The 21,413-nt window shown below is 73.1% G+C and carries 19 protein-coding genes; 7 read left to right on the plus strand and 12 right to left on the minus strand.

Annotated features, from left to right (window positions below):
- Nucleotides 1-39 precede the first annotated feature (39 nt).
- Together ACPT94_RS40225 and ACPT94_RS40230 are read left to right on the plus strand one after the other, a co-directional pair.
- Complete coding sequence (locus ACPT94_RS40225; protein WP_360352423.1) at nt 40-1,131, plus strand: IS630 family transposase; 1,092 nt, start codon at nt 40-42, stop codon at nt 1,129-1,131.
- 43 nt (nt 1,132-1,174) lie between these two features.
- Entirely contained in the window at nt 1,175-1,564 is a 390-nt protein-coding gene (locus ACPT94_RS40230; protein WP_360335710.1) for a MarR family winged helix-turn-helix transcriptional regulator, read from the plus strand.
- Nucleotides 1,565-1,610: 46 nt separating this feature from the next.
- Here ACPT94_RS40230 and ACPT94_RS40235 read toward each other — a convergent pair whose 3' ends face one another.
- From ACPT94_RS40235 to ACPT94_RS40255, 5 genes are all read right to left on the minus strand, one after another.
- Nucleotides 1,611-2,198, minus strand: coding sequence for an ALF repeat-containing protein (locus ACPT94_RS40235; protein WP_360335916.1), 588 nt, complete (start codon nt 2,196-2,198; stop codon nt 1,611-1,613).
- Nucleotides 2,199-2,379: 181 nt separating this feature from the next.
- Nucleotides 2,380-2,778, minus strand: a complete 399-nt coding sequence (locus tag ACPT94_RS40240) for an SseB family protein (protein ID WP_360335712.1) — start codon at nt 2,776-2,778, stop codon at nt 2,380-2,382.
- A 189-nt stretch (nt 2,779-2,967) separates the two neighbouring features.
- Complete coding sequence (locus ACPT94_RS40245; protein ID WP_425248015.1) at nt 2,968-3,510, minus strand: cysteine hydrolase family protein; 543 nt, start codon at nt 3,508-3,510, stop codon at nt 2,968-2,970.
- On the minus strand, nt 3,507-5,006 hold the full coding sequence (locus tag ACPT94_RS40250; protein ID WP_425248016.1) for a purine-cytosine permease family protein: 1,500 nt from the start codon (nt 5,004-5,006) through the stop codon (nt 3,507-3,509). The genes ACPT94_RS40245 and ACPT94_RS40250 overlap by 4 nt, the downstream gene beginning before the upstream one ends.
- Nucleotides 5,007-5,220: 214 nt before the next feature.
- Nucleotides 5,221-6,111 (minus strand): DUF4231 domain-containing protein, encoded by an 891-nt coding sequence (locus ACPT94_RS40255; protein ID WP_425248017.1) that lies wholly within the window; start codon nt 6,109-6,111, stop codon nt 5,221-5,223.
- Nucleotides 6,112-6,329: 218 nt separating this feature from the next.
- Here ACPT94_RS40255 and ACPT94_RS40260 point away from each other — a divergent pair, with 218 nt between their 5' ends.
- Nucleotides 6,330-7,784, plus strand: coding sequence for a glyceraldehyde-3-phosphate dehydrogenase (locus ACPT94_RS40260; RefSeq protein WP_360335720.1), 1,455 nt, complete (start codon nt 6,330-6,332; stop codon nt 7,782-7,784).
- A 45-nt stretch (nt 7,785-7,829) separates the two neighbouring features.
- Here the strand turns inward: ACPT94_RS40260 and gndA are convergent, their stop codons facing one another.
- Both gndA and ACPT94_RS40270 read right to left on the minus strand, forming a co-directional pair.
- Nucleotides 7,830-9,272, minus strand: coding sequence for an NADP-dependent phosphogluconate dehydrogenase (gene gndA, locus ACPT94_RS40265; protein WP_360335722.1), 1,443 nt, complete (start codon nt 9,270-9,272; stop codon nt 7,830-7,832).
- 217 nt (nt 9,273-9,489) lie between these two features.
- Nucleotides 9,490-10,341, minus strand: a complete 852-nt coding sequence (locus ACPT94_RS40270) for an LLM class flavin-dependent oxidoreductase (protein WP_425248018.1) — start codon at nt 10,339-10,341, stop codon at nt 9,490-9,492.
- Between the two features lie 284 nt (nt 10,342-10,625).
- Here ACPT94_RS40270 and ACPT94_RS40275 point away from each other — a divergent pair, with 284 nt between their 5' ends.
- Nucleotides 10,626-11,390 carry a class I SAM-dependent methyltransferase gene (locus tag ACPT94_RS40275; protein WP_360335726.1) on the plus strand — a complete coding sequence of 255 codons (765 nt, stop codon included), beginning with the start codon at nt 10,626-10,628 and terminating at the stop codon, nt 11,388-11,390.
- Here the strand turns inward: ACPT94_RS40275 and ACPT94_RS40280 are convergent.
- Genes ACPT94_RS40280 through ACPT94_RS40295 form a run of 4 tightly spaced genes read right to left on the minus strand, consistent with a single transcriptional unit; the run spans nt 11,353 to nt 17,005 of the window.
- Nucleotides 11,353-13,059: an amidohydrolase gene (locus ACPT94_RS40280; protein WP_425248019.1), complete on the minus strand. Its 1,707-nt coding sequence runs from the start codon at nt 13,057-13,059 to the stop codon at nt 11,353-11,355. The two genes, ACPT94_RS40275 and ACPT94_RS40280, sit on opposite strands and share 38 nt — an antisense overlap.
- Before the next feature lie 29 nt (nt 13,060-13,088).
- On the minus strand, nt 13,089-14,078 hold the full coding sequence (locus ACPT94_RS40285) for an ABC transporter permease (RefSeq protein WP_360335730.1): 990 nt from the start codon (nt 14,076-14,078) through the stop codon (nt 13,089-13,091).
- Complete coding sequence (locus ACPT94_RS40290) at nt 14,075-15,949, minus strand: sugar ABC transporter ATP-binding protein (protein WP_425248020.1); 1,875 nt, start codon at nt 15,947-15,949, stop codon at nt 14,075-14,077. Before ACPT94_RS40290 ends, ACPT94_RS40285 begins: the two co-directional genes overlap by 4 nt.
- Nucleotides 15,950-15,958: 9 nt before the next feature.
- The gene (locus ACPT94_RS40295) at nt 15,959-17,005 is read right to left on the minus strand and encodes a sugar ABC transporter substrate-binding protein (protein ID WP_425248021.1); all 1,047 of its coding nucleotides are present in this window, start codon (nt 17,003-17,005) and stop codon (nt 15,959-15,961) included.
- A 279-nt stretch (nt 17,006-17,284) separates the two neighbouring features.
- Here ACPT94_RS40295 and ACPT94_RS40300 point away from each other — a divergent pair, with 279 nt between their 5' ends.
- From ACPT94_RS40300 to ACPT94_RS40310, 3 genes are all read left to right on the plus strand, one after another.
- Nucleotides 17,285-18,313, plus strand: a complete 1,029-nt coding sequence (locus ACPT94_RS40300; RefSeq protein WP_360335735.1) for a helix-turn-helix transcriptional regulator — start codon at nt 17,285-17,287, stop codon at nt 18,311-18,313.
- 229 nt (nt 18,314-18,542) lie between these two features.
- The gene (locus ACPT94_RS40305) at nt 18,543-19,121 is read left to right on the plus strand and encodes a hypothetical protein (RefSeq protein ID WP_360335737.1); all 579 of its coding nucleotides are present in this window, start codon (nt 18,543-18,545) and stop codon (nt 19,119-19,121) included.
- A gap of 197 nt (nt 19,122-19,318) precedes the next feature.
- Entirely contained in the window at nt 19,319-19,828 is a 510-nt protein-coding gene (locus ACPT94_RS40310; protein ID WP_360335739.1) for a hypothetical protein, read from the plus strand.
- 68 nt (nt 19,829-19,896) lie between these two features.
- Here the strand turns inward: ACPT94_RS40310 and ACPT94_RS40315 are convergent, their stop codons facing one another.
- Nucleotides 19,897-21,261 carry an MFS transporter gene (locus ACPT94_RS40315; protein WP_360335741.1) on the minus strand — a complete coding sequence of 455 codons (1,365 nt, stop codon included), beginning with the start codon at nt 21,259-21,261 and terminating at the stop codon, nt 19,897-19,899.
- Nucleotides 21,262-21,413: the final 152 nt, after the last annotated feature.

The raw sequence follows: 21,413 nt of genomic DNA on the forward strand, positions 1-21,413 counted from the left end.
CTGAGTCAGGAATTCTGTTCAGATGTGTAGGGTTGTGGGGTGGCGCGTACTGGGCGGCCGAAGGCCGAGTTGATCCTGTCGGATGAGGAACGGGCTGCGCTGGAGGGATGGGTGCGGCGCCGTTCCACGCCGCAGGCGTGGGCTCTGCGCTGCCGGATCATCCTGGCCTGCTCTACCGGCGCGTCCAACAAGGACGTGGCAGCGCAACTCGGCTCGACACCGCATGCGGTGGGCAGGTGGCGGGCGCGGTTCGTCGAGCACCGGATCGCGGGCCTGGGCGACATGCCGCGCTCGGGCGGGCCCAGGACGGTGACCGACGAACAGGTCGCCGCGGTGGTCACCAAAACGCTGGAGAGCACGCCGAAGAACGCCACGCACTGGTCGACGAGGGCGATGGCCAAGGAGTTGGGCATGTCGCAGTCGACCGTCTCGCGGATCTGGCGAGCCTTCGGCCTGCAGCCACACCGCTCGGAGACGTTCAAGCTGTCGACCGACCCGTACTTCGTCGACAAGGTCCACGACGTCGTCGGCCTGTATCTGGACCCGCCCGAGCGGGCCCTGGTGTTCTGCGTGGACGAGAAGTCGCAGATCCAGGCACTGGACCGCTCCCAGCCGGTGCTGCCGATGATGCCGGGTGTTCCCCAACGGGTCACTCACGACTACGTGCGGGCGGGAACCACGACGCTGTTCGCGGCCCTGGAGGTGGCCACGGGGAAAGTCATCGGCTCCCTCCACCGCCGGCACCGGGCCGAGGAGTTCAAGAAGTTCCTCATCAAGCTGGACCGAGAGATACCGCAGGGCCTGGACGTGCACCTCGTGCTGGACAACTACGCCACCCACAAGACCCCGGCCATCAAGACCTGGCTCCTGGCCCACCCCCGCTTCCACCTGCACTTCACACCCACCGGCTCGTCATGGCTGAACCTGGTCGAGCGGTGGTTCGCGGAGCTGACCAACAAGCAGATACGACGAGGCGTCCACAAGACCGTCCACGCGCTGGAGAAGGACATCCGCAGCTGGATCGCCATGTGGAACACCGATCCCAAGCCCTACGTCTGGACGAAGACCGCGGACGAAATCCTCGAACGCCTCGCCAGTTATCTGAACAGAATTCCCGACTCAGAAGACTAGTTGCACTGTAAACAAACGATGGCATCGGTGTTACCGTGCGGGTATGGCAGTGAAGACGGCCGGGGCGGGCCTCGAGGAGCGGTGGCGGGACATCCTGTCGGTGCACGCGCGCACGATGTGCGAGATCGACCGGGTGCTGCATCCGCACGGTCTCGGAGCGAGCGACTTCGAGGTGCTCGACATCCTCGCCTCCGAGACGCCCCGGCAGGGCGACCAGTGCCGGGTGCTGGACCTCGTCGGACGGGTGCACCTCAGTCAGAGCGCGCTGTCCCGCCTCATCGGCCGGCTGGAGAAGGAAGGGCTGGTCGAGCGTTCCGTCTGTGTGGAGGACCGGCGCGGGGTGTGGGTCGCCCTCACCCGCAAGGGCCGCGACCTGCACTCCGAGGCACTGCCGCTCCAGCGGGCGGTGCTGGAGCGGATGCTGGGCGGCTGAGCACCTGGCGCAGGGCGCGGCCGACGGCCCCGACCTGGGAAGCGGCTCAGCCGTCCACCTCGTACTGTCCGACCTCCAGGAAGTACCGCATCTCCTCCGGGGTGCCCTCCACTGCCCGCTCCGCCGCCGCGCGCAGGGCGTCGCTGATGCCGGGGTCGGCCAGGATCTTCGCGATGGCGACGCGGTCGTCCTCGGCCTGGGCGAGCCGGCGACCGGTCTCCAGGAAGTACGCCCTGTCCGCGGCGGTGCCGTCCAGGGCCTTCTGCGCCTCACGGAACACCGCCTTACCGGTGGCGGGATCGGCCAGGATCTTCGTGATGGCGAAGGCGTTGTCCTCGTCCTGGGCGATCCAGCGACCCGTCTTGAGGAAGTACCGCAGGTCCTCGACGGTCCCGTCGAGCGCCGCCTGGGCCTCCCTGCGCACGCCCCTGCCGGTGTTCTCGTCCGCCAGGATGCGGAGGATCTCGATGCGGAGGTCGTCCTCCGACATCGAGTCGTACGGCGAGTCCGCGGCCGCGGCCGACGCGGTGACGGGTGCGGAGGCCGTGTCGGCGGCGAAGGACGGGGTGGAAAGCAGCAGGGCCGAAGTCAGGGCGCCCGTGGCAAGGACGAGTGCCGTGCGCGACAAGGTCATGTGGTCCCCCATGGTCGAAGAGTGGCCGACTGTTTGTCATCGGCGCCAAGATCCTCGCCGGGGCAGACCTGGATGCGCAAGCGTTTTCATCGCTTGGGGGCCGGCACCGAACGCCTCGCAGCGGTGGCTGGACGAGGCGTTCGATCCGCGGGGAACCCCGAGGGCCGCGGGAGATCGTGGCTCACCGGGCCAGCAGGGTGCGTACTCCCTCCGAGGTGAGGGTCAGCGGGTGGTCGCCCGCCGCGTCGATGGAGAGCGACAGCTCACCCTCCGGCCACTGGTGGGCGAGCGCCCCGAGTGGCACCACGCGGTAACGGGCGACGTCGGGCAGCAGATCGGCCATCTCCGGCTCGGAGGTGAACACCGGCACCACGGGCGCGCTGCCGGGCTGCTCCAGCACGGGCAGCGCCAGGGTGCTGGGGTTGGTGACGTCCTCGTCGGTGGCGTCGTCGGGCACGGGCACCAGCACGTCGGAGTGCGCGAGCGTGTCCAGGGCCGCCGTGTCCCCGGTGTCCCGGGCCAGCGCGTCCAGCGCCCGCGCGGCGGGGGTGGCGTTGGCGTCGTGGGCGGGTGTCTCCATGGCAGCTCCCCAGGTAGCGATGGTTGGCGGGTCCGGCCTCGCGTACCCGCTGTCGCAGGGGTCAATCGCGTTTCGAGCCACTCACCGTTCCGTCCTCCGCTGTCCGCCGACGGGCCGTCGCGCCCTGGTCGCGCCGCGTGGCGGGGCCGCACGCCGGTCTCCGTCGGACCCGTGCCCTGGCCGCCCCGCTCACGCGCCGAGCAGTTCCGCGACCCTCGTGCCCCTCACCAACGGCCTGTACAGGTCCATGATCTGCAACGCCTTCGCGTGGGAGTCGTCGTCCGCGCCGGCGCAGGCGTCGGCGACCACGAGCACCTCGACGCCGGCGTCCGCCGCGGCGAGCGCCGTCGACAGCACGCAGCAGTCGGTGCTGACGCCGGTCAGGACGAGCCGGCCCTCCTGGGCGACGCGTGCGGCGAGGTGTGGCGTCCATTTGCCGAAGGTGGGCGCGTCCAGGACGTCGTGGGCCAGGCCGGCGAACTCGTCCGTGAGGTGCCACAGGCGCGCGTCCGGGGGGCGCAGGGCGAAGGGCCACCGGTCGTAGTAGGCGCGCCAGGCTCCGGTGGGCTGCTCGGGGGCCACGAAGCGGGTGAAGGTGACGCGTGTGCCGAAGGCCGGCAGCAGCCGTCGTACGCCTGCCGCGGCCTCGGTGAAGCGGGGCGTCGCCCAGGGGCTCGCGGCGTCGGCGAAGACGTGCTGCATGTCGATGACGGCGAGCAGGCCCGCGGTCATCCGTGCTCCACCCCCTCCACGCCGGGCGCCCGGGACTCCTGGGCTCGGACGCCGCCGCGCGCCAGGGCGAGGGTCCCGAGGAAGCCGAGGGCGAGGGCGGCCAGGACGCCGAGGTTGGCGTAGGCCCAGGCGCCGGACCTGCCGCCGAGGCCGAAGGGGCCGAGGAGGTAGCCCTGCCACTCCAGCCAGCCGGCGGAGGCGTTGGTGACCAGGCCCCAGCCGAGGGCGGTGGCGGCGAGGGTGAGGACCAGCGGGCGGGCCGGTACGTCGCCGTAGCGGCCGTCGGGGCGGTAGAGGTCGGCCTCGTCGTAGTCGCGGCGGCGCAGGGCGAGGTCGGCGAGCATGATGCCGCACCATGCGGCGATGGGGACGCCGAGGGTGGTGAGAAACCCCATGAACGGGCCGAGGAAGTCGTCGGCGACGAAGACGATGTAAACCGAGCCCGCGATCATCAGGATGCCGTCGAGGAGGGCCGCCAGGGGCCGCGGAACGCGCAGGCCGGCCGAGAGCAGGGCCAGGCCGGAGGAGTAGATGTCGAGGACGGCGCCGCCGACCAGGCCGAGGACGGCGACCACGGCGAACGGCACCAGGAACCAGGTGGGAAGGATCGTCGTCAGCGCGCCGATCGGGTCGCCGGCGACGGCCGTGGAGAGCGTCTCGGAGGAGCCGGCGAGCAGGAGGCCGAAGACCAGCAGGAGCAGCGGGGCGAGGGAGGCGCCGAAGGTGGTCCAGCCGATCACGCCCCGGCCGGAGGAGGAGCGCGGCAGGTAGCGGGAGTAGTCCGCGGCGGCGTTGACCCAGCCGAGGCCGAAGCCGGTCATCATGAACACCAGCGCGCCGATGAACTCCTGGGCGGAACCGGCGGGGATCGCGCTGACGGCGCTCCAGTGGACGTGGTCGGCGACGAGCCCCACGTAGACGAGTGTGAGCGCGCCCGTCACCACGGTGATCACGGTCTGCAGGCGCATGATCAGGTCGAAGCCCATGACGCCCACGACGACGGTCAGCGCGGCCACCAGGACCAGTGCGACGACCTTGGTGCCGGTGCCGCCGCCCCAGCCGAGCCGGTCGAACACGGTCGCCGTGGCCAGGGCGGCGAGGGAGACGAGGACGGTCTCCCAGCCGACGGTGAGCACCCAGGAGATCGTCGAGGGCAGGCGGTTGCCGCGCACGCCGTGGGCGGCGCGGCTCAGCACCATCGTCGGCGCGGAGCCGCGCTTGCCGGCGACCGCGACGAACCCGCAGAGCAGGAACGAGAAGACGATGCCGGTCACGCCCGCGATCAGGGCCTGCCAGAAGGAGATGCCGAAACCGAGCGCGAACGCGCCGTAGCCGAGGCCGAGGATGGAGACGTTCGCCCCGAACCAGGGCCAGAACAGCGTGCGGGGCGTGCCCCTGCGCTCGCCGTCCCGGATCACGTCCAGGCCGTGCGTCTCCACCCGGAGCGGTCTGTCCACCGGGGCGTCGGCGGGGTGTGCGCCGTGCGGATGCGTCATCGTGGACCTGCCTGTCGGGTGCCGTCGGGTTCCGTCGGGTGAGGAGCGCGGGGCTCGTGGTGACCCGCCACACTCCTACCCGGCCGGGGTCGCGGTGATCCGCCGGACGGCCCTGCGAGGACGCCGACCGCATCGCTCCCTCATGAACGGGCCGCGTCCCACCATGAAGGCCCCGGCTTACACGTTCCGGCAGGTCCCGCCGGCCGGCCTGCCGTCATTCCGCGGTCCACTTGGCCATCCAGCCCTCGTTCTGCACCGAGACGACGTGTTCCGTGCGTTCCGCCAGCCGGTCGGCGTCCGCGTCGGTGGCCGGGGCGAGTTGCCGCCACCACCGCAGGACACGCTCCAGCTCACCGGCCGTTCTGCTGTACTCGACGTGCAGGGTGACGTAACGGGCGGACGCTCCGTGGGAGACGACCGACGCGGAGATCGTCGCGACGACGGGGATCCAGGCGGCCGCCTGCTCCGCGGCGAAGGCGCCGGCGGCCGCGCCGAGGACCACCGACAGGGCCGCCAGGGCCACGCCCCAGCGGTCGACGCGCCGGGCCCGGCGGGCCATCTCGGCGGCCTTCGGCCGGTAGTAGCCGTCCAGTTGGCCCAGCAGCCGCGCGCCGAGGTAACCGGCGGCGTCGGTGACGGGAGGCAGCGGGCGGTCGACGGGTGTGAACTCCCGGACGACGGACGTGAGATGACCCGCCTCGTCCAGCACCGTCTCGGTGCGGCGCAGGAGTTCGGCGTCGCGGTGGGCGGGGTCGCGGTAGTGGGCGACCTTGGCCAGGTAGACGTACGTCTGGCTCTTGAGCTCCTCGGAGACCGAGCGCAGCCGGGTCCACTCCCGCACCCGGTCGGGGGCGGCGCCGCGGGCGGCGAGGGGGGCGGCGCCCGCGGCGAGCAGGGCGAGGAAGGAGAGCACGCGGCCCGATCCCGGTGAGGAGCCCATGAGTTGGGAGGCCGCGACACCCAACACCGCCGCGGCGACCGAGCACCCGAGCGTCGCCGCACGGGCACGCCCGATCGCCGCTCTGCTCCGATCCGCCGCCTGCGACCAGGTGCTCTGCGCACGCCAGACGTCCTCTGCCACGGCCGTTCCCCCGACGGTGCTCACAGCAGGATTCTGACGCCGCCGCAACTCGTCGGCAATGAGAACAGGGGTGCCACCGCGAGACCGCACGTGCGCCGGGCCACGACCACCGCCCGGGAGACCGCTGCTCGCCTCAGGGACGGGCGCCGAGCACAGGCGCACACCTGAGCAGGGGACCGCTTGAATGATCGAAACGCGGGGTGGTTAGCATATGAGCGCCACCTAGCTCGAAAGAGATACCTGTGACTGTCAACGAGGACTCGTTCACCAACTGGAAGAACCGCGAGGAGATCGCGGAGTCGATGATCCCGATGATCGGGAAGCTCCACCGGGAGCGGGACGTCACCGTCCTGCTGCACAGCCGCTCCCTGGTGAACAAGTCGGTGGTCAGCATCCTGAAGACCCACCGCTTCGCCCGGCAGATCGCCGGTGAGGAGCTCTCGGTCACCGAGACGCTGCCCTTCCTGCAGGCCCTCACCACGCTCGACCTGGGCCCGTCCCAGATCGACATCGGCATGCTCGCCGCGACCCACCGGGCCGACGACCGGGGACTGTCGGTGGCGGAGTTCACCGCCGAGGCCGTCGCCGGCGCCACGGGCGCTGACAAGATCGACCGCCGTGAGCCGCGGGACGTCGTCCTGTACGGCTTCGGCCGCATCGGCCGCCTGGTCGCGCGCCTGCTCATCGAGAAGTCGGGCTCCGGCAACGGCCTGCGGCTGCGGGCCATCGTGGTGCGCGGCGGAGGCGGGCGAGCCTCCGACGATCTCGTCAAGCGCGCCTCACTGCTGCGTCGCGACTCCGTGCACGGCCAGTTCCAGGGCACGATCACGGTCGACGAGGCGAACAACAGGATCATCGCCAACGGCAACGAGATCACCGTGATCCACGCCGACGACCCGAGCGCGGTGGACTACACGGCGTACGGCATCAAGAACGCCATCCTCATCGACAACACGGGCAAGTGGCGCGACCGCGAGGGTCTGTCGAAGCACCTGCGCCCCGGCATCGACAAGGTCGTCCTGACCGCGCCGGGCAAGGGCGACGTCCCGAACATCGTGCACGGCGTCAACCACGACACCATCAAGCCGGACGAGACCATCCTGTCCTGCGCGTCCTGCACCACCAACGCGATCGTCCCGCCGCTGAAGGCGATGGCGGACGAGTACGGCGTGCTGCGCGGCCACGTGGAGACCGTCCACTCGTTCACCAACGACCAGAACCTGCTGGACAACTACCACAAGTCCGACCGGCGGGGCCGCTCCGCGCCGCTCAACATGGTCATCACCGAGACCGGCGCCGCCTCCGCCGTCGCCAAGGCGCTGCCCGACCTCAAGGCGAGGATCACCGGCAGCTCCATCCGCGTCCCGGTGCCGGACGTGTCGATCGCGATCCTCAATCTCCAGCTCGCCCGGGAGACCACCCGGGAGGAGGTCCTCGACCACCTGCGCGAGGTGTCGCTGACCTCGCCGCTGAAGCGCCAGATCGACTTCATCAGCGCCCCCGACGCGGTCTCCAGCGACTTCATCGGCTCGCGCCACGCCTCGATCGTCGACGCGGGCGCCCTGAAGGTCGAGGGCGACAACGCGATCCTCTACCTCTGGTACGACAACGAGTTCGGCTACTCCTGCCAGGTCGTCCGCGTCGTCCAGCACGTCTCCGGGGTGGAGTACCCGACGTACCCCGCGCCGAGCGCCTGACCTACGCCCGGTCCGGCCCCGTCGGGCCGGACCGGGCGCGCGGCCTCAGGCCGACTCCGTCTCCGGGCGGCCCGGTGCCGACCAGTGGGTGTGGAAGGCGCCGGGACGGTCGGTACGGCGGTAGGTGTGGGCGCCGAAGAAGTCGCGCTGGCCCTGGAGGAGGGCGGCGGGCAGCCGGTCGGCGCGCAGGGTGTCGTAGTGGGCGAGCGCCGCGGAGAACGCGGGGACCGGGATGCCCCGACGGGCCGCGGCGGCGACGGTCTCCCGCCAGGGCACCTGGGCGTCGGTGATCTCCATGGCGAACTCCATCTCGCCCAGCAGGCTGACCAGCTCGGGGTCGGCGGCGTACGCGGTGCGGATGCGGTCGAGGAACGAGGCGCGGATGATGCAGCCGCCGCGCCAGATCTTGGCGACCTCGCCCAGGTCGATCTTCCAGCCGAACTCGCCCGCCGCGTCCTGGATCATCTTCCAGCCCTGGTCGTAGGCGATGACCTTCGAGGCGTACAGGGCGTGCTCCACCTGCGAGGTGAAGCGGGCGGCCTCCGTACGGCTGAGCGCAGGGGTGGTGCCGCCGGGCAGTCCGGAGTAGGCGGCGCGCAGTTCGCTCTGGCCGGAGGCGGCGCGGGCGAAGGTGGCCTGGGCGATGGCGGTGACCGGCGAGCCCAGGTCGAGGGCCGTCTGCACGGTCCAGCGGCCGGTGCCCTTCTGGCCGGCGGCGTCGGCCACGATGTCCACGAACGGCCGTCCGGTGGCCGCGTCGGTGTGGGCGAGGACCTCGGCGGTGATCTCGATGAGGTAGGAGCCGAGGCGGCCCTGGTTCCAGGTGCGGAAGATCTCGGCGATCTCGGCGGGGGCGTAGCCGGCGACCTGGCGCAGCAGGTCGTACGCCTCGGCGATGAGCTGCATGTCGGCGTACTCGATGCCGTTGTGGACCATCTTCACGAAGTGCCCGGCCCCGTCGGTGCCGACGTGGGCGGCGCAGGGCTCGCCGTCGATCCGCGCGCTGATGCTCTCGAACATCGGGCCGAGCACGTCGTACGACTCGGTCGAGCCGCCGACCATGATCGACGGCCCGTTGAGGGCGCCCTCCTCACCGCCGGAGACGCCGGTGCCGACGAAGTGGATGCCCCGCTCGCGCAGGGCCTCCTCGCGGCGGCGGGTGTCGGAGAAGTGGGCGTTGCCGCCGTCGATGATCATGTCGCCGGGCTCCAGGAGCGGGGCGAACTCGTCGATGACGGCGTCGGTGACCGCGCCCGCCTGCACCATGATCATCAGCCGCCGGGGGCGTTCCAGGGCGGCCACGAACTCCTCGGCCGACTCGGCGGGGACGAACGTGCCCTCGTGCCCGAACTCCTCGACGAGTGCCCGCGTGCGGCCGGCGCTGCGGTTGTGGACGGCGACGGTGTGGCCGTGGCGGGCGAAGTTGCGCGCGAGGTTGCGGCCCATCACGCCGAGGCCGGTGACGCCGATGGCAGCGGTTGCGTTCATGAGGTACGTCCCTTGTATCGGTGGCGCGGTCGGGGGCGGGCGGCCCCTCGTGCCCCCTGGTACGGCCGCGGGGCCGGATCTTCTCGATGGCGGGCCGAAGAAGGGGGCGCCTTTCTCACGAAGAAGGCGCCGCTCTCGGGAGGGGGCGCCTTCCCCGGAAGGGGGCGCCTGCCCCAGGAGGGGGCGCCTTTCTCGGCGCCCCCGGTCGTCGGCCCCGCTAGAACGCCGCGTCGGCGAGGCGGTCGACCTGGTCCACGTCCGAGGACCAGCAGTAGAGGACGACCTCGTCGGCGCCGATGTCGCCGTAGGCGCGTACGGCTTCGCGGATCGCGTCGGGTGTGGTGAGCAGGCCGTTCGCCATGTAGTCCGCTCGTCCGCTGAAGGCGTAGTAGTCGACCAGCTGCCGCCGGGCGGTGTCCACCGTGCCGCGCGGGCCGAGTGCCACGTTCACCTGGGCGACCAGGCGCGGGCGGCCGGGGCGGTTCCATCGGTCCCAGCCGGACTCCACGGCACGGAACAGGCCCGTCATGTGCGCCGGCGGCAACGCGGCGCCCAGGAAGCCGTCGCCGAACCGGCCGACGCGTTCGAGGGCGGCGGGGGCGAAGCCGCCGAACAGCACCTCGGGCCCGCCGGGCCGCGCGGGCGAGGGGCCGATGGGCCCGACGCCCTCGCCGTACGGCTCCCCGGACCAGGTCCGGCGCAGCAGCGTCATCTGCTCGTCGAGGCGGCGGCCCCGGCGGTGGAGGTCGATGCCGGCAGCCAGACAGTCGTCCGCGCGGCCGCCGACGCCGATGCCGAGCGTGAAGCGTCCGCCCGACACGCGGTCGAGGGTGGCCGTCTGCTTGGCGAGAAGGGCCGTGCTGTGGTGGGGCGCGATCAGCACCTCGGTCTGGACGCGGATGCGGGAGGTGGCGCCGGCGAGGGCGGCGAGGGTGACGAGGGGCTCGGGGTTGTCGTAGACGAGGCGGTCGAGCAGGCCGAGTGTGCTGAACGGGCCCACGTCGGCGCGTCGCGCCCACGTCAGCAGCAGGGCGGGGTCGTCGACGGGAAGGCCGAGGCCGATTTTCATGGAGCGCTCCTTGGAAGGGCAGACCGGATACCGGTGCCGCCCCTCCTGGCTCCGCGCGTGCCTGGCGCGGGCTCGCTCCCGTTCTGCGGCGTGGTTCTGGAGAGCGTCGTGATCAGAGTGCGAGGACCATAACGCGGGCCGTTGATCCCGGGCCACTGCTTTTTCCGACACCTGTCCGCACGGCCGCCGCGGCGTCACCCGAACCGGTGGATTGCCCGCCACACCCCTCGGGAAGGCCCGAACTGCCCTGCTCCACCGTGGGTTCAAGTGAAAGGCGACGCCCCGTGACCGCACCCGACCGCGAGCCCCTGCCCTGGGACACCGAGCAGGCCGCCGACGCCTACCGCGACCGCGACATGCGCCTCGCCCGGAACCTGATCTTCCCGACCGTCCTCGATCGCCTCGGCTCCGACGCGCGACCGGGCCGGACCGTCCTGGACATCGGCTGCGGCACCGGAGCGCTCACCGCCCACCTCGCCGAGACCCGGGGGTGCACGGTGCACGGCCTGGACCCGTCGGCCGCCATGCTGGACATCGCCCGCGCCGACCGTCCCCATCCCCGCGTCCACTACCGCCTCTTCGACGGCAGGACGCTGGACTGGATCCCGGACGGCTCCGTGGACGCCGTCGTCTGCTGCCTCGTCTACTGCACCGACCCCGACGACGCCCGGCTCGCCGCCCTCACCGGCGAGATCCACCGCGTGCTGCGCCCCGGCGCGCCCTTCGTCCTCGCCGACCTCAACCCCGACGCGACCGGCGCGCAGTTCTCGACCCTGCGCTACGGCGAGCCGGACGTCGCCTACGCCGACGGCGACACCGTCCCGACCACCCTGCGCCGGCTGAGCGGAACCACGGTCACCACCGCCTGCCACTACCGGTCCCTCCCCCGGTACCGAGCCCTGCTGACCGGCGCCGGCTTCCCCGCCCCGGACCTGGACCTGCCCCTCGCCCCGCCGCGGGGCGACGGCGCGTCCCCGCCGGAGGAGACGCGCCTGGCCCCGTACATGGTCCTCAGCGCTCGTGGACGATCCGGCCGTCGAACACCGTGAGGTCGACCTGGACGTCCATGATCGCGTGCGGGTCCAGGGCCGGCAGCGGGCGGTCCAGGACGCACAGGTCGGCGACCTTGCCGGGCTCGACGGAGCCCTTCCAGTCCTCGGCGAAGTCCTGCCGGGCGGGGTTGACGGTGTAGGCGCGCAGGGCCTCGGTGAGGGACACGCATTGCTCGGGGCCGCTGCGCCGGCCGCTCGCCTTGGACTCCCGGAGCATCATCGCGGCCACGCCCTGGCGCCAGTCGGGCTCGGTGATCGGCGCGTCCGAGCCGACGCAGACCGTGACCCCGGCCTCGACGGCGGACCGCACGGGCCACTGGTGGGCGGAGCGCTCCGGGCCGACCACCTCGTCCATCAGGTCGGAGATGGTCCACTTGATGGCGGGGTTCATGTTGACGCCGTAGCCGTGCGCCGCCAGTTTCGCGAGGCTGGCCGCGCCGATGAAGTCGCCGTGGATGACGTAGTGCCGGGCGTCGGGTCGGGGCGCGGCCGTCTGGGCGGCGAGGAAGGCGTCGACGACGGTGTCGATGGCCCGGTCTCCGGTGACGTGGACGCCGAGCTGGAAGCCCGCCTCGTGGGCGACGCGGATCATCTCGCGCAGTTCGCCGACCTGGAGGTCGGGGGTGGCGCCGTGCACGCACAGCGCGCCGTGGCCGCCGCCGGCGTAGGGCTCGTTCATCCAGGCGGTGCGGTTGGGCGGCACCCCGTCGGCGAAGATCTTGACGCCGACGGCGCGCAGGAGGCGCTCGTCGGCGGACCGGGGGCGCCGCAGTTCGGCGAGGCCCTTGCGGACGTCGTCGGCGGACCCGCCGATCGGGGCGGGCATCAGCAGGACGCTGACCCGGGCCTGGAGGTCGCCGCTCGCGGCGAGGTCGGCGTAGGCGGTCCAGTTGTCGGTGCTGAGTCCGCCGAAGAAGGTCGTGGCGCCGCCCGGGCCGAGGCCGGGTTCGGTGTAGCTGGTGATGCCTCGGGTGTGCAGTTCGCGGACCACGTTCCGGATGGCCCGGCGGCGTTGGGCGACCGTGGGTGACGGGAGCGCCGCGAGGACGAGTTGCTGGGCGGCCTCCCGCAGGATACCGGTGGGTTCCCCGTCCGGGTCGAGGTCGATGACCCCGCCCGCCGGGGCCGCGCTCGCCGCGTCGACGCCGCAGCGGCGCAGGGCCTCGGTGTTCACCCACACCATGTGCGAGGAGAAGTCGGTCAGACAGACGGGATGGTCGGGCGCGACGGCGTCCAGGTCCCGGCGGTGCGGGAAGCGCCGCGGGTCGGCGAGACACTCCGTGAGGTAGCCGGGGTCCCAGCCGATCCCGACGATCCACTCGCCCGGCCCGGCCGCCTCCACGGCCCGCCGGACGGCGGCGGCGACGTCGGCGATCGACCCGACGGCCGGGTGGCCGACGTCGAGAGCGAAGGGCGGCTTCGTCAGGCCGTAGGCGGCGCCGTGCAGATGGGAGTCGTTGATGCCGGGCAGGACGGTCCGGCCGCCGAGGTCGACGACGCGGGTGCCGGGCCCGGCCAGGGCGCGCATCTCGGCGTCGCCGCCGACGGCGACGATGTCCCCGCCTCGTACGGCGACGCCTTCGGCGACCGTGAGAGCGGCGTCGAGGGTGAGGACCTGACCGCCGGTCAGGACGAGGGTGGGGGTGGGGGTGGTGCTGTCGCTCACGCGAATCCTCTCGGAGTGCGGGGGGAGGGTCACCGCGTCAGGCGCGGACCGAAGCAGGCGAGCGCGGCGCCGGCCACCAGGGCGGTGCCCTGGGCCATCTGCTGCCAGAAGGTCGGCACGTCCAGCAGTGTCAGGCCGTTCTGCAGACAGCCGAGGAAGAGCACACCGAGCAGTACCCCGAAGACCGATCCGGAGCCGCCGGTGAGTGCGACGCCGCCGAGGAGGACGGCGGTGAGCACGGTCAGTTCGAAGCCGGCCCCCGAGGTGCCGGCGACCACGCTGTCCAGCACCGACGCCTTGACGGCGCCGGCCAGGGCGGCCGCGACCCCGGTGACGACGAACAGCGCGAACGGCGTGCGGCGGACGTCGATGCCGGAGAGGTGGGCGGCCTCCCGGTTGACGCCGATGGCGAAGACATGGCGTCCGGCCGGGGTGAGCGCCAGGAACAGGGACCCGGCCACGAGGACCAGCGCGGCGATGACGACCGGCGCGTCGATCCCGGCGACGCGTGATCCGCCGAGCCAGGCGAACCCGGGGCCGAAGCCGCTGAGCGGCAGCGGGAACAGCTGCTGCGCCAGCCCGCGCACCGCGGTCAGCATGCCCAGCGTCACGATGAAGGCGGACAGTCCCAGGTAGCAGCACAGGACGCCGTTCACGGCACCCACCGCGGCGCCCACGGCCAGCGCGCCGAGCACGGCGACGACGGGCGACTGGTGCTGCTGCCCTGCCAGCCAGCCGGCCACCAGACCGCCGAGGGCGAGCGTGGAACCGACCGAGAGGTCGAGATAGCCGCTGATGACCAGCAGGGCCAGCGGTACGGCCACGAGGGCGAGGGTGGCGGCGTCGGTGGCGATGCCGCGCAGGTTGCCCGGGTCGAGGAAGCTGCCGGTGGCCAGCTGGAAGACCGTGATCATCACGGCGAGCACGGCGAGAAGCGGGTGGCGCCGAACGGCGGTCAGCCCGGTGTCGGCCAGGGCGCGGGGGCCCGGCAGTGGGCGGGCGGTGGTCGCGGTGGTCATGCTGCTCCCTCGGAGGGTTCAAAGGACGCGGGTGCGGTGGTGTCGTGGACGGCCGACAGCAGGGCGGCCTCGGTGAGCCCGGCGCCGGCGAGCTCGCCGGCGATCCGTCCCCGGGAGACGATCAGGCAGCGGTGGGCGAGCGCGACGACCTCCTCCGGGTCGCTGGAGGCGAACAGCACGGCCGTGCCGCGCTCGGCGGCGAGGGAGGAGACGACCTGGTAGATCTCCCGTCGGGCGCCGACGTCCACGCCCTGGGTGGGCTCGTCGAGCAGCAGGACGTCGATGTCGCGCGCTTCGTTGATCCACCGCCCCAGCACGAGTTTCTGCTGGTTCCCACCGGAGAAGGCGCCCGCCGCCAGGTCCGGTCGGGCGGGGCGCAGGCCCACGGCGCCGGACACCGCGTCGAAGATCCGCCGCTCCCTGCCCAGCGCCCGCAGGCCGTGCCGGGCGAGCGGGCGGACGGTGGGCAGCAGGACGTTGTCCCGCGCGCTCAGCAGCGGGAACAGTCCCTGTCTGCGCCGGTCCGCCGGGACGAGGGCGATGCCCGCGGTCAGCGCGTCGGCGGGCCGGGCGGCGACGACGGTCCGCTCACCGACCCGCACAGCGCCGCCTTCGGCGCGGCGCCTGCCGTACAGGGTCTCCAGGACCCGGGTGCGGCCCGACCCGATGAGCCCGTACAGGGCGACGATCTCCCCTGCGGCGACGCCGAGGTCGACGGGGCCGAAACCGGGGCCGCGCAGCCCGTCGACGAGGAGACGGGGGGTGCCGGGGGTGCCGCGTGGGGTGGAAGCGGAGGCCGGGGGCGCGGTGGGGTCGGAGGCCGAGGCGGGAGCCGCGCCGACGCTCGCGGGAGGGGCCGGGGCGGAGGCCGAGCCCGAACCCGGGGCCGGGGCCGGGGCGGAGCCCGCGGCCGGCATCGAGCCCGGGGCCGGGCCAACGCTCGCGGGAGGGGCCGGGGCGGAGGCCGAGCCCGGGGCCGGGGCCGGGGCGGAGCCCGCGGCCGGCATCGAGCCCGGGGCCGGGCCAACGCTCGCGGGAGGGGCCGGGGCGGAGGCCGAGCCCGAACCCGGGGCCGGGGCGACGCCCGCGGCCGGGGCGGCGGAACCCAGGGCCGGGGCTGAGGCGGAGCCCGCGGTCGGGGTGGGCTTCTGCGGGCCGGTGATGGCCTCGACCAGGTCGTGGCGGGTTCGGCCCGCCACCTTGGAGTGGTGGGTCACGCGTCCGTCCCGCAGGACGGTCACCGAGTCCGCGAGCCGCTCCACCTCGCCCAGCAGGTGGGTGACGTACACGATGGCCAGGCCCTGGTCCCGCAGGTCCTCGACCCGCTGGGCCAGGGCGTCGCTCTCCGCGCCGGAGAGGGCGGCGGTGGGTTCGTCCAGGACGAGGACCGAGGCGCTGCGGCTGAGCGCCTTGGCGATCTCCACCAACTGCCGTTGTCCCATAGGCAGTTCGCCCACCCGGTCGCGGGGTGAGCAGCTCGCGGCGACCCGCTCCAGCAGTCCGGCGGCGACCTCCTCCTGGGCGCGTCGGTCGATGCGGCCGTACCGGGTCCACTCCTGGCCGAGGAAGATGTTCTCGGCGACCGTGAGGGAGTCGACGACGCTGAGGTTCTGGAAGATGATCGCGACGCCGGCGGCGATGGACTCGCGCGGGCTGAGCCGCGTGTGGCGGGTGCCGCCCACCTCGATGGTGCCGGCGTCCGGCGGAAAGGCGCCGCCGAGGCACTTGATCAGGGTGGACTTGCCGGCGCCGTTGTGCCCGAGGAGGGCGTGCACCTGGCCGGCCGGGACGGTGAGGTCGACGCCGTCCAGGGCTCGTACGCCGCCGAAGGACTTGGTGAGGCCGCGGATGCGCAGGTTCGGTTCCGTCATGGCGGGCACCTAGGAGTTCTGGGCGAGCAGGGCGTCGATACGCGCGGTGTCGGCGTGTCCGACGAGCGTGATCGGCACCTGGGCGCTGGGGTCGGCCTTCCCGGCGGCGACCGCGAGCGGCACGTCGACGACGGCGTTCGCGATGTCCTGCGGGGCGAGGGCGGCCGAGGCGCGGTAGAAGGTGCCCTGCCTGATGGCGAGGAGGGAGGGGGCGGCGCCGTCCTGGCCGCCGACGAAGGTCTTCGTGTCGGTCGCCTTGCGGCCCGTCTGCTGGAGCGCCTTGAACCCGCCGTACGCGGCGGCGTCCGTGACGCCGAGGATGATGTTGAGGTCGCGGTGCTTGGCGAGGACGGCACGGGACTTGGACAGTCCGGTGTCGGGGTCGATGGCCTGCTCCTCGGCGACCACGTCGACGCCGGGGGCGTTCTTGGTGAAGGCGTCGATCATGCCCTTGGTGCGTTCGCGGCCCAGTTGGATCGTCTCGTCGGTGAGGAAGGCGATCTTGCCCTTCCCGCCGAGGTGCTCGTCGGCCCACTGCGCGGCGGCCCTGCCGAGCAGCTCGCCGCCCTCGCGGAAGCTGAACTGGATGTCCGCGCTCTGGTGTTCCAGCGAGCCGCCGTACGTCACCCAGATCAGTCCGGCGTCGAGCGCGGCCTCGGCGACGGACTCCGTCGCCTCGAAGACCATCGGGAAGGACACGATGGCGGGGATCTTCCGGGAGACCCAGGTGGTCAGGTTGGTGGCCTGGGTGTCGGCGCTGCCGGCGTCGCTGGTGGTCAGCAGGGAGACGCCGTGCCGCTTGGCGGCGGCGGTGGAGAGCTTGACCAGCGTCGAGTAGAGCGGGAGCTGGGTGAAGGGGTAGTCCAGGCCGATGGTGGTGAGGGTCTTCGACCCCTTGGAGGCGGCGGCCGCGCCCGCTGCCTTCGCCGAGCCCGCGGTGCCGTCGTCCGGTGCCGAACAGCCCGCGGCGGCGAGCAGGGTCGTGGCCACGGCGCCGCCGGACAGGGCGAGGAACGTCCGGCGTGAGGCGGAGGGGGCGTGCGGGGAGGTGGACATGGGTTCTCCGAGGGGACGCGGCCCGGCGGCCGGCATCGGGCGTCCGGCCTGCCGAACGGGAAGGGTTCCGGCTGTGCGGAACAGGAAAGGGCCGGGGGCCCCCGCCCCGCCATCCGTACAAATACCGACTGCCGGTACGGGCCGCTGTCGAGGTGGCCGGGCGACGGGCTGCGTATTCCCGGTCACGAAACGGTGAACGGCTTGTCGGGCGGCCCTCACCGGCATACCGTTAGGGTTCAAACGACACGGTCCGGTGGTCGTGGGTTCCCGGAGGCCCGCATGGTCAGTCACCAGCAGCTCGCGGCAGCCACCCGCATCGGCATGCTGACCCGTGAACGCGACACGACGTCGGCCTGCACCGAGGCGCTGCGCGAACTCGGCCACGCCCTGCCTCTCGACGCGGCCACCCTCCTGTCGATCGATCCGATCACCGGCGCTCATGTCCAGGTCGCGGGCATCGGCTACACCGCCGAGACCTCCGAGTCACTGGCGGCCGAGTTCGTCTCGACCCCCTGGTACGCCAACGTCGTCGGGCGGACGCTCCCGTCCTCGATCACCGAGGACGCCGAGGACGGCGGGCAGCGCTTCCGCCACGGCTGGTTCTACGCCGAGCGGGTCCGGCCGGCCGGGTTCCGCGACGGCCTGACCGGAGCGCTGCGCGACGGGGACCGTCTGGTCGGTCTGGTCCATCTGAGCACCGAGCGGCCGAACGCCTACGACACGGAGGCGCGGCTGCTGCTCGCGTCGATCCTGCCGGCGCTGGGCTCCCTCGCCGACCCCACGGCCCACACCGGCGACCCGCACGATTTCCCGGCCGGGGCGGCCGCGAACCTCGTCACCGCCGAGGGCGTCGTCGAACTCCCGGGCCGGGAGTCCGCCCAGGTGCTCGACGACGGTGCGTTCGCCTGCCTCGTGCGGGCGTTCGCGGAGTCGGACGGTCTGCGGCTTCGGCTGCTGTGGCCGGTGGGACGCGTCTGGCACCGCGTGGAACTGCGCCGTTGCCGGGCCGGATCGGCGCTCGCCCGCAGGGCGGTACTGGTGTCGCAGACGCCCACGGAGTTGCCGTACGGGCTCAGCCCGCGCGAGGTGGACGTGCTGACGCGGGCGGCCCTGGGGCAGACCAACCAGGCCATCGCGCAGGCGCTCTATCTCTCCCCCCGGACCGTGCACAGCCACATGGAGCACCTGCTCCGGAAGACGGGCTGCGCCTCACGTGCCGAGGCCACCGCCCTCGCGGTGCGCGACGGTGTGCTCCGGCCCGGGCCGGAGAACCTGGCGCACTTCGTGGAGCGGGCGGCTCTCGACTGAGGGGCCGGGATCCGGGCCGGGTCCCAGAACTGCGCACCTCCGTGGACACCGGCCCCACCCTCACCCCGGGCCCCACAGGAACGCGCGGAGGCGGCCTGGCCTGATCGGTGTTGAGGAGAAACCGCCGTTCGGGGGCGGACGAGCCGGGGCATGCTCGCCTGCGGGGCGGGCGTCGTCGTGCGGTGGCGGCCCGCCCGGGGGCAGGCTCCAGAGCAAGGGGGGAAGATCCGTGGGTTGGACGAGTGAGGAGTTCGGGGAGTCCCATGAGGGCATCGCCGGCGCGGTCCTCGCCGACGGCAGCGAGCCCAAGCCGGTCTACCTGGACTTCGGCAGCGGCGCCGACAGTGGGCTGGAGACCAGCGAGTGGTGGGCGTACGACGGGACGACGCGCCGTCCTAGAGCGGCCGGCTACCGGGCGGCGTGCGCGTGCGGCTGGCGCGGCGAGACCCGTCCGATCGACTGGGAGCGGCTGCCGGACGGCCTGCTCTACGACCTGGACACCACCCTCGCGTACAGCGACTGGTGCGAGCACCTGCGCTCCGTCGAACGCCGGACCGTACCGCTCCCGGACGAGCTGACCGACCTGATCGACCGGCTGGAGGACCAGCTGGCCACCCTGGCGGAGCGCGCTCCGGTGGCGGCGCTGAGGGCGGTGGCCACGGTGGAGCGTCTCCTCCCCGGCATCGGCCAGGAGGCGGCCCAGGCGGTCCAGGACGACGAGCTGTCGTGGGAGTCGGTCGGCACGGCGCTGGGGATCAGCCCGGAGAGGGCCAGGTCCCTGCTCACCCGGTATCTCCTGCACCACTGAGCCTCATCGGGCGGGGTCCCGGGGTGGCCGCGCCGGCGCTGTGGGTGTGGCCGAGGCCACGTGGCCTGCGGGGCTTCGGCCGTACCGTCCCGCGGGGACCGCGGGCTACCGTTTCCGGGACCCCTTGTCCCGTAGCTCCCGTGTTCCCGTAGCTCCGTGTCTCCCGTGACACTCGTATGCACCCCGGACGGCCCTCAGTGCGCGCAGACCTCTCCCCCCTCATCGCGGCCACCGCCCAGTGGCTGACGCGGGCCTACCCGGCCTCCGGTGGCGCGCTGGCCTCCGCCCTGTGCGAGGTGCAGGCGCGGCAGGCGGTGACCGTCGCGGCGTGGCTGCGCTACCCGACCGTGATGGACGCCGCCCTGGTCGGCATGGCGGGCCCCGGCGGCTCGGCCAAGCTGGACTGGATCAGCGGCGCGGACACGGACGACGCGGCCTGGCGCAGCTGGGTCGACGAGGTCGTGGCGAGCTGGGCGGCCTGCCTCCTCACCGACCCGGAGCTGGCCGCCCTCGCCGTGGCCGGACTCGACGGCGGGGATCACACGACCGGGATCCCGATGGAGTTCCGCCGCCTGCTCACCCCCGACGCCCACGACCGTCAGGCAGCGGCCCTGCTCCGCCACCCGGACCTCCTGGCCCCCGTGGTCGCGCTGCACCGGCGCCAGCTGCTGGACCTCCTGGGACCGGGGCAGGCACTGATCGCCTGAGGGGCGGGGCGAAGCCGGGGCCGAGGAGAACACCACTGCGCCTCACCGGCCCCGCCCCGCACGCGCTCTCAGGCAGCCGTCCCCAGGGCCTCCCGCTCGGGCAGCTCCTCGCCCGGCTGGGCCCGCAGCGTCACCGGCTCCACGGCCCGGCGCCTGCGCAGCAGGAAGCCCGAGCCGATCGCGCCCGCGATGACCAGGCCGCCGGTCACCAGGGCGCCGCGGGCGCCCGCCAGTTCCATGAGGAGGCCGAGGGCCGGGGGCCCGCCGAGGCTCCACACCGTGCCGATGCTGCTCCACACGCCGAGGACTCGGCCGCGCAGGTGGGCGGGCGGGTCGGTCTGGAGGACGGCTGTGCCGGCGGTGTCGGAGACGGACTCCACGACGGCCATCGGCAGGACCAGGACGAGGAGTACGGCCAGGGACGGGGACAGGCCCGCCGCCAGCTGCAGCAGCCCGCCCGTGGCCGCGAGGGCGCCCACCGTGCGGACCGAGGGCTTGCGCAGGCGGGCGCCGAGGACCGCGCCGAGGATGCCGCCGACGGCGAGGACGGTGGAGACCGTGCCGAACGCCTCCGGTCCGCCCGCGAGCGGGCCGGTGACGAGCACGGCGAGGGTGAGCCCGTAGTTCCGCCCGAAGACGCCGCTGATGCCGGTGATGCTCGCCAGCGCGACCAGCCGCGGGCGGCGCGCGAAGAAGCGCAGTCCCTCGCGGACGGTCATCTCGGCGCGGCGATCGCGCTGCTTGGGAAGGACGGCCCGCGCGGCTCCCGCGGCGTGACCCGCCGCGCCGTACGCCGGTCGCAGGAACGGGATGACCGCGGTCACGAAGAGGAACGACAGGCCGTTGGCCGCGTACGCGGCGGCCGTGCCGAGAAAGCCCACCGTCACACCCGCCAGCGCCGCGCCGACGAGCCGGCCCGCGTTGTGGACCAGCGCACCGACCCCGATCGCGGAGGGCACGTCCTCCACGGGCACGAGGTCGTTGCCCAGCAGGGCGCAGGCCGGCCCGTCGACGGTGGCGATCGTGCCCGTGACGGCGGCCAGCACCATCAGGGACGTCATGTCGAGCTGGTCCAGCGCGACGAGGACACCCGTGGTGAAGGCGACCGCGCCGAGCAGGGCCTGGCTGACGGCGGCCGTCAGCTTGCGCGGCCAGCGGTCGACGGCCGCGCCGCCCAGCAGGCTCATGAAGAGGGCGGGGGCGGCCTGGACGGACATGGACAGGCCGGTCGCGGCGGCGGAGCCGGTGATCTCGAGGACGAGCAGGTTCTGGACCGTGAGCTGCATCCAGGTGCCGGCGTTCGACACGAAGTTCGCGACGGACCACCAGCGCATGCTGCGGTGCCTCAGGGACCGCCACGGCGAGCGGGACGCCCGGCCGGCAGGCGGCGGTGCGGGAGCGGTGTTCGGAGCAGGGGAGGGTGCGGAAGACACAGTGCGGTACCCGAGGGGCGAGCGGTCACAGGAGGCAGCGGAACCGGGGAACGCCGGCTGCGCTGCACGGCCACTCCACCTAGTCGGTCACGGCGCGGACCATGGTGGCAGACGGGGTGACGAAGCGGCGGCGGTGCGCCGTGCCGCACCGC

The organism is Streptomyces aurantiaciflavus (assembly GCF_049808595.1).
Classification (GTDB): Bacteria; Actinomycetota; Actinomycetes; order Streptomycetales; family Streptomycetaceae; genus Streptomyces.

Bases quoted from the DNA above. Each gene is read 5' to 3' on its own strand.
- ACPT94_RS40270 (WP_425248018.1), bottom strand. From the start codon at position 10,341: ATGAAAATCGGCCTCGGCCTTCCCGTCGACGACCCCGCCCTGCTGCTG.
- ACPT94_RS40245 (WP_425248015.1), bottom strand. From the start codon at position 3,510: ATGACCGCGGGCCTGCTCGCCGTCATCGACATGCAGCACGTCTTCGCC.
- gndA (WP_360335722.1), bottom strand. From the start codon at position 9,272: ATGAACGCAACCGCTGCCATCGGCGTCACCGGCCTCGGCGTGATGGGC.
- ACPT94_RS40230 (WP_360335710.1), top strand. From the start codon at position 1,175: ATGGCAGTGAAGACGGCCGGGGCGGGCCTCGAGGAGCGGTGGCGGGAC.
- ACPT94_RS40295 (WP_425248021.1), bottom strand. From the start codon at position 17,005: ATGTCCACCTCCCCGCACGCCCCCTCCGCCTCACGCCGGACGTTCCTC.
- ACPT94_RS40285 (WP_360335730.1), bottom strand. From the start codon at position 14,078: ATGACCACCGCGACCACCGCCCGCCCACTGCCGGGCCCCCGCGCCCTG.
- ACPT94_RS40250 (WP_425248016.1), bottom strand. From the start codon at position 5,006: ATGACGCATCCGCACGGCGCACACCCCGCCGACGCCCCGGTGGACAGA.
- ACPT94_RS40240 (WP_360335712.1), bottom strand. From the start codon at position 2,778: ATGGAGACACCCGCCCACGACGCCAACGCCACCCCCGCCGCGCGGGCG.
- ACPT94_RS40290 (WP_425248020.1), bottom strand. From the start codon at position 15,949: ATGACGGAACCGAACCTGCGCATCCGCGGCCTCACCAAGTCCTTCGGC.
- ACPT94_RS40300 (WP_360335735.1), top strand. From the start codon at position 17,285: ATGGTCAGTCACCAGCAGCTCGCGGCAGCCACCCGCATCGGCATGCTG.
- ACPT94_RS40235 (WP_360335916.1), bottom strand. From the start codon at position 2,198: ATGACCTTGTCGCGCACGGCACTCGTCCTTGCCACGGGCGCCCTGACT.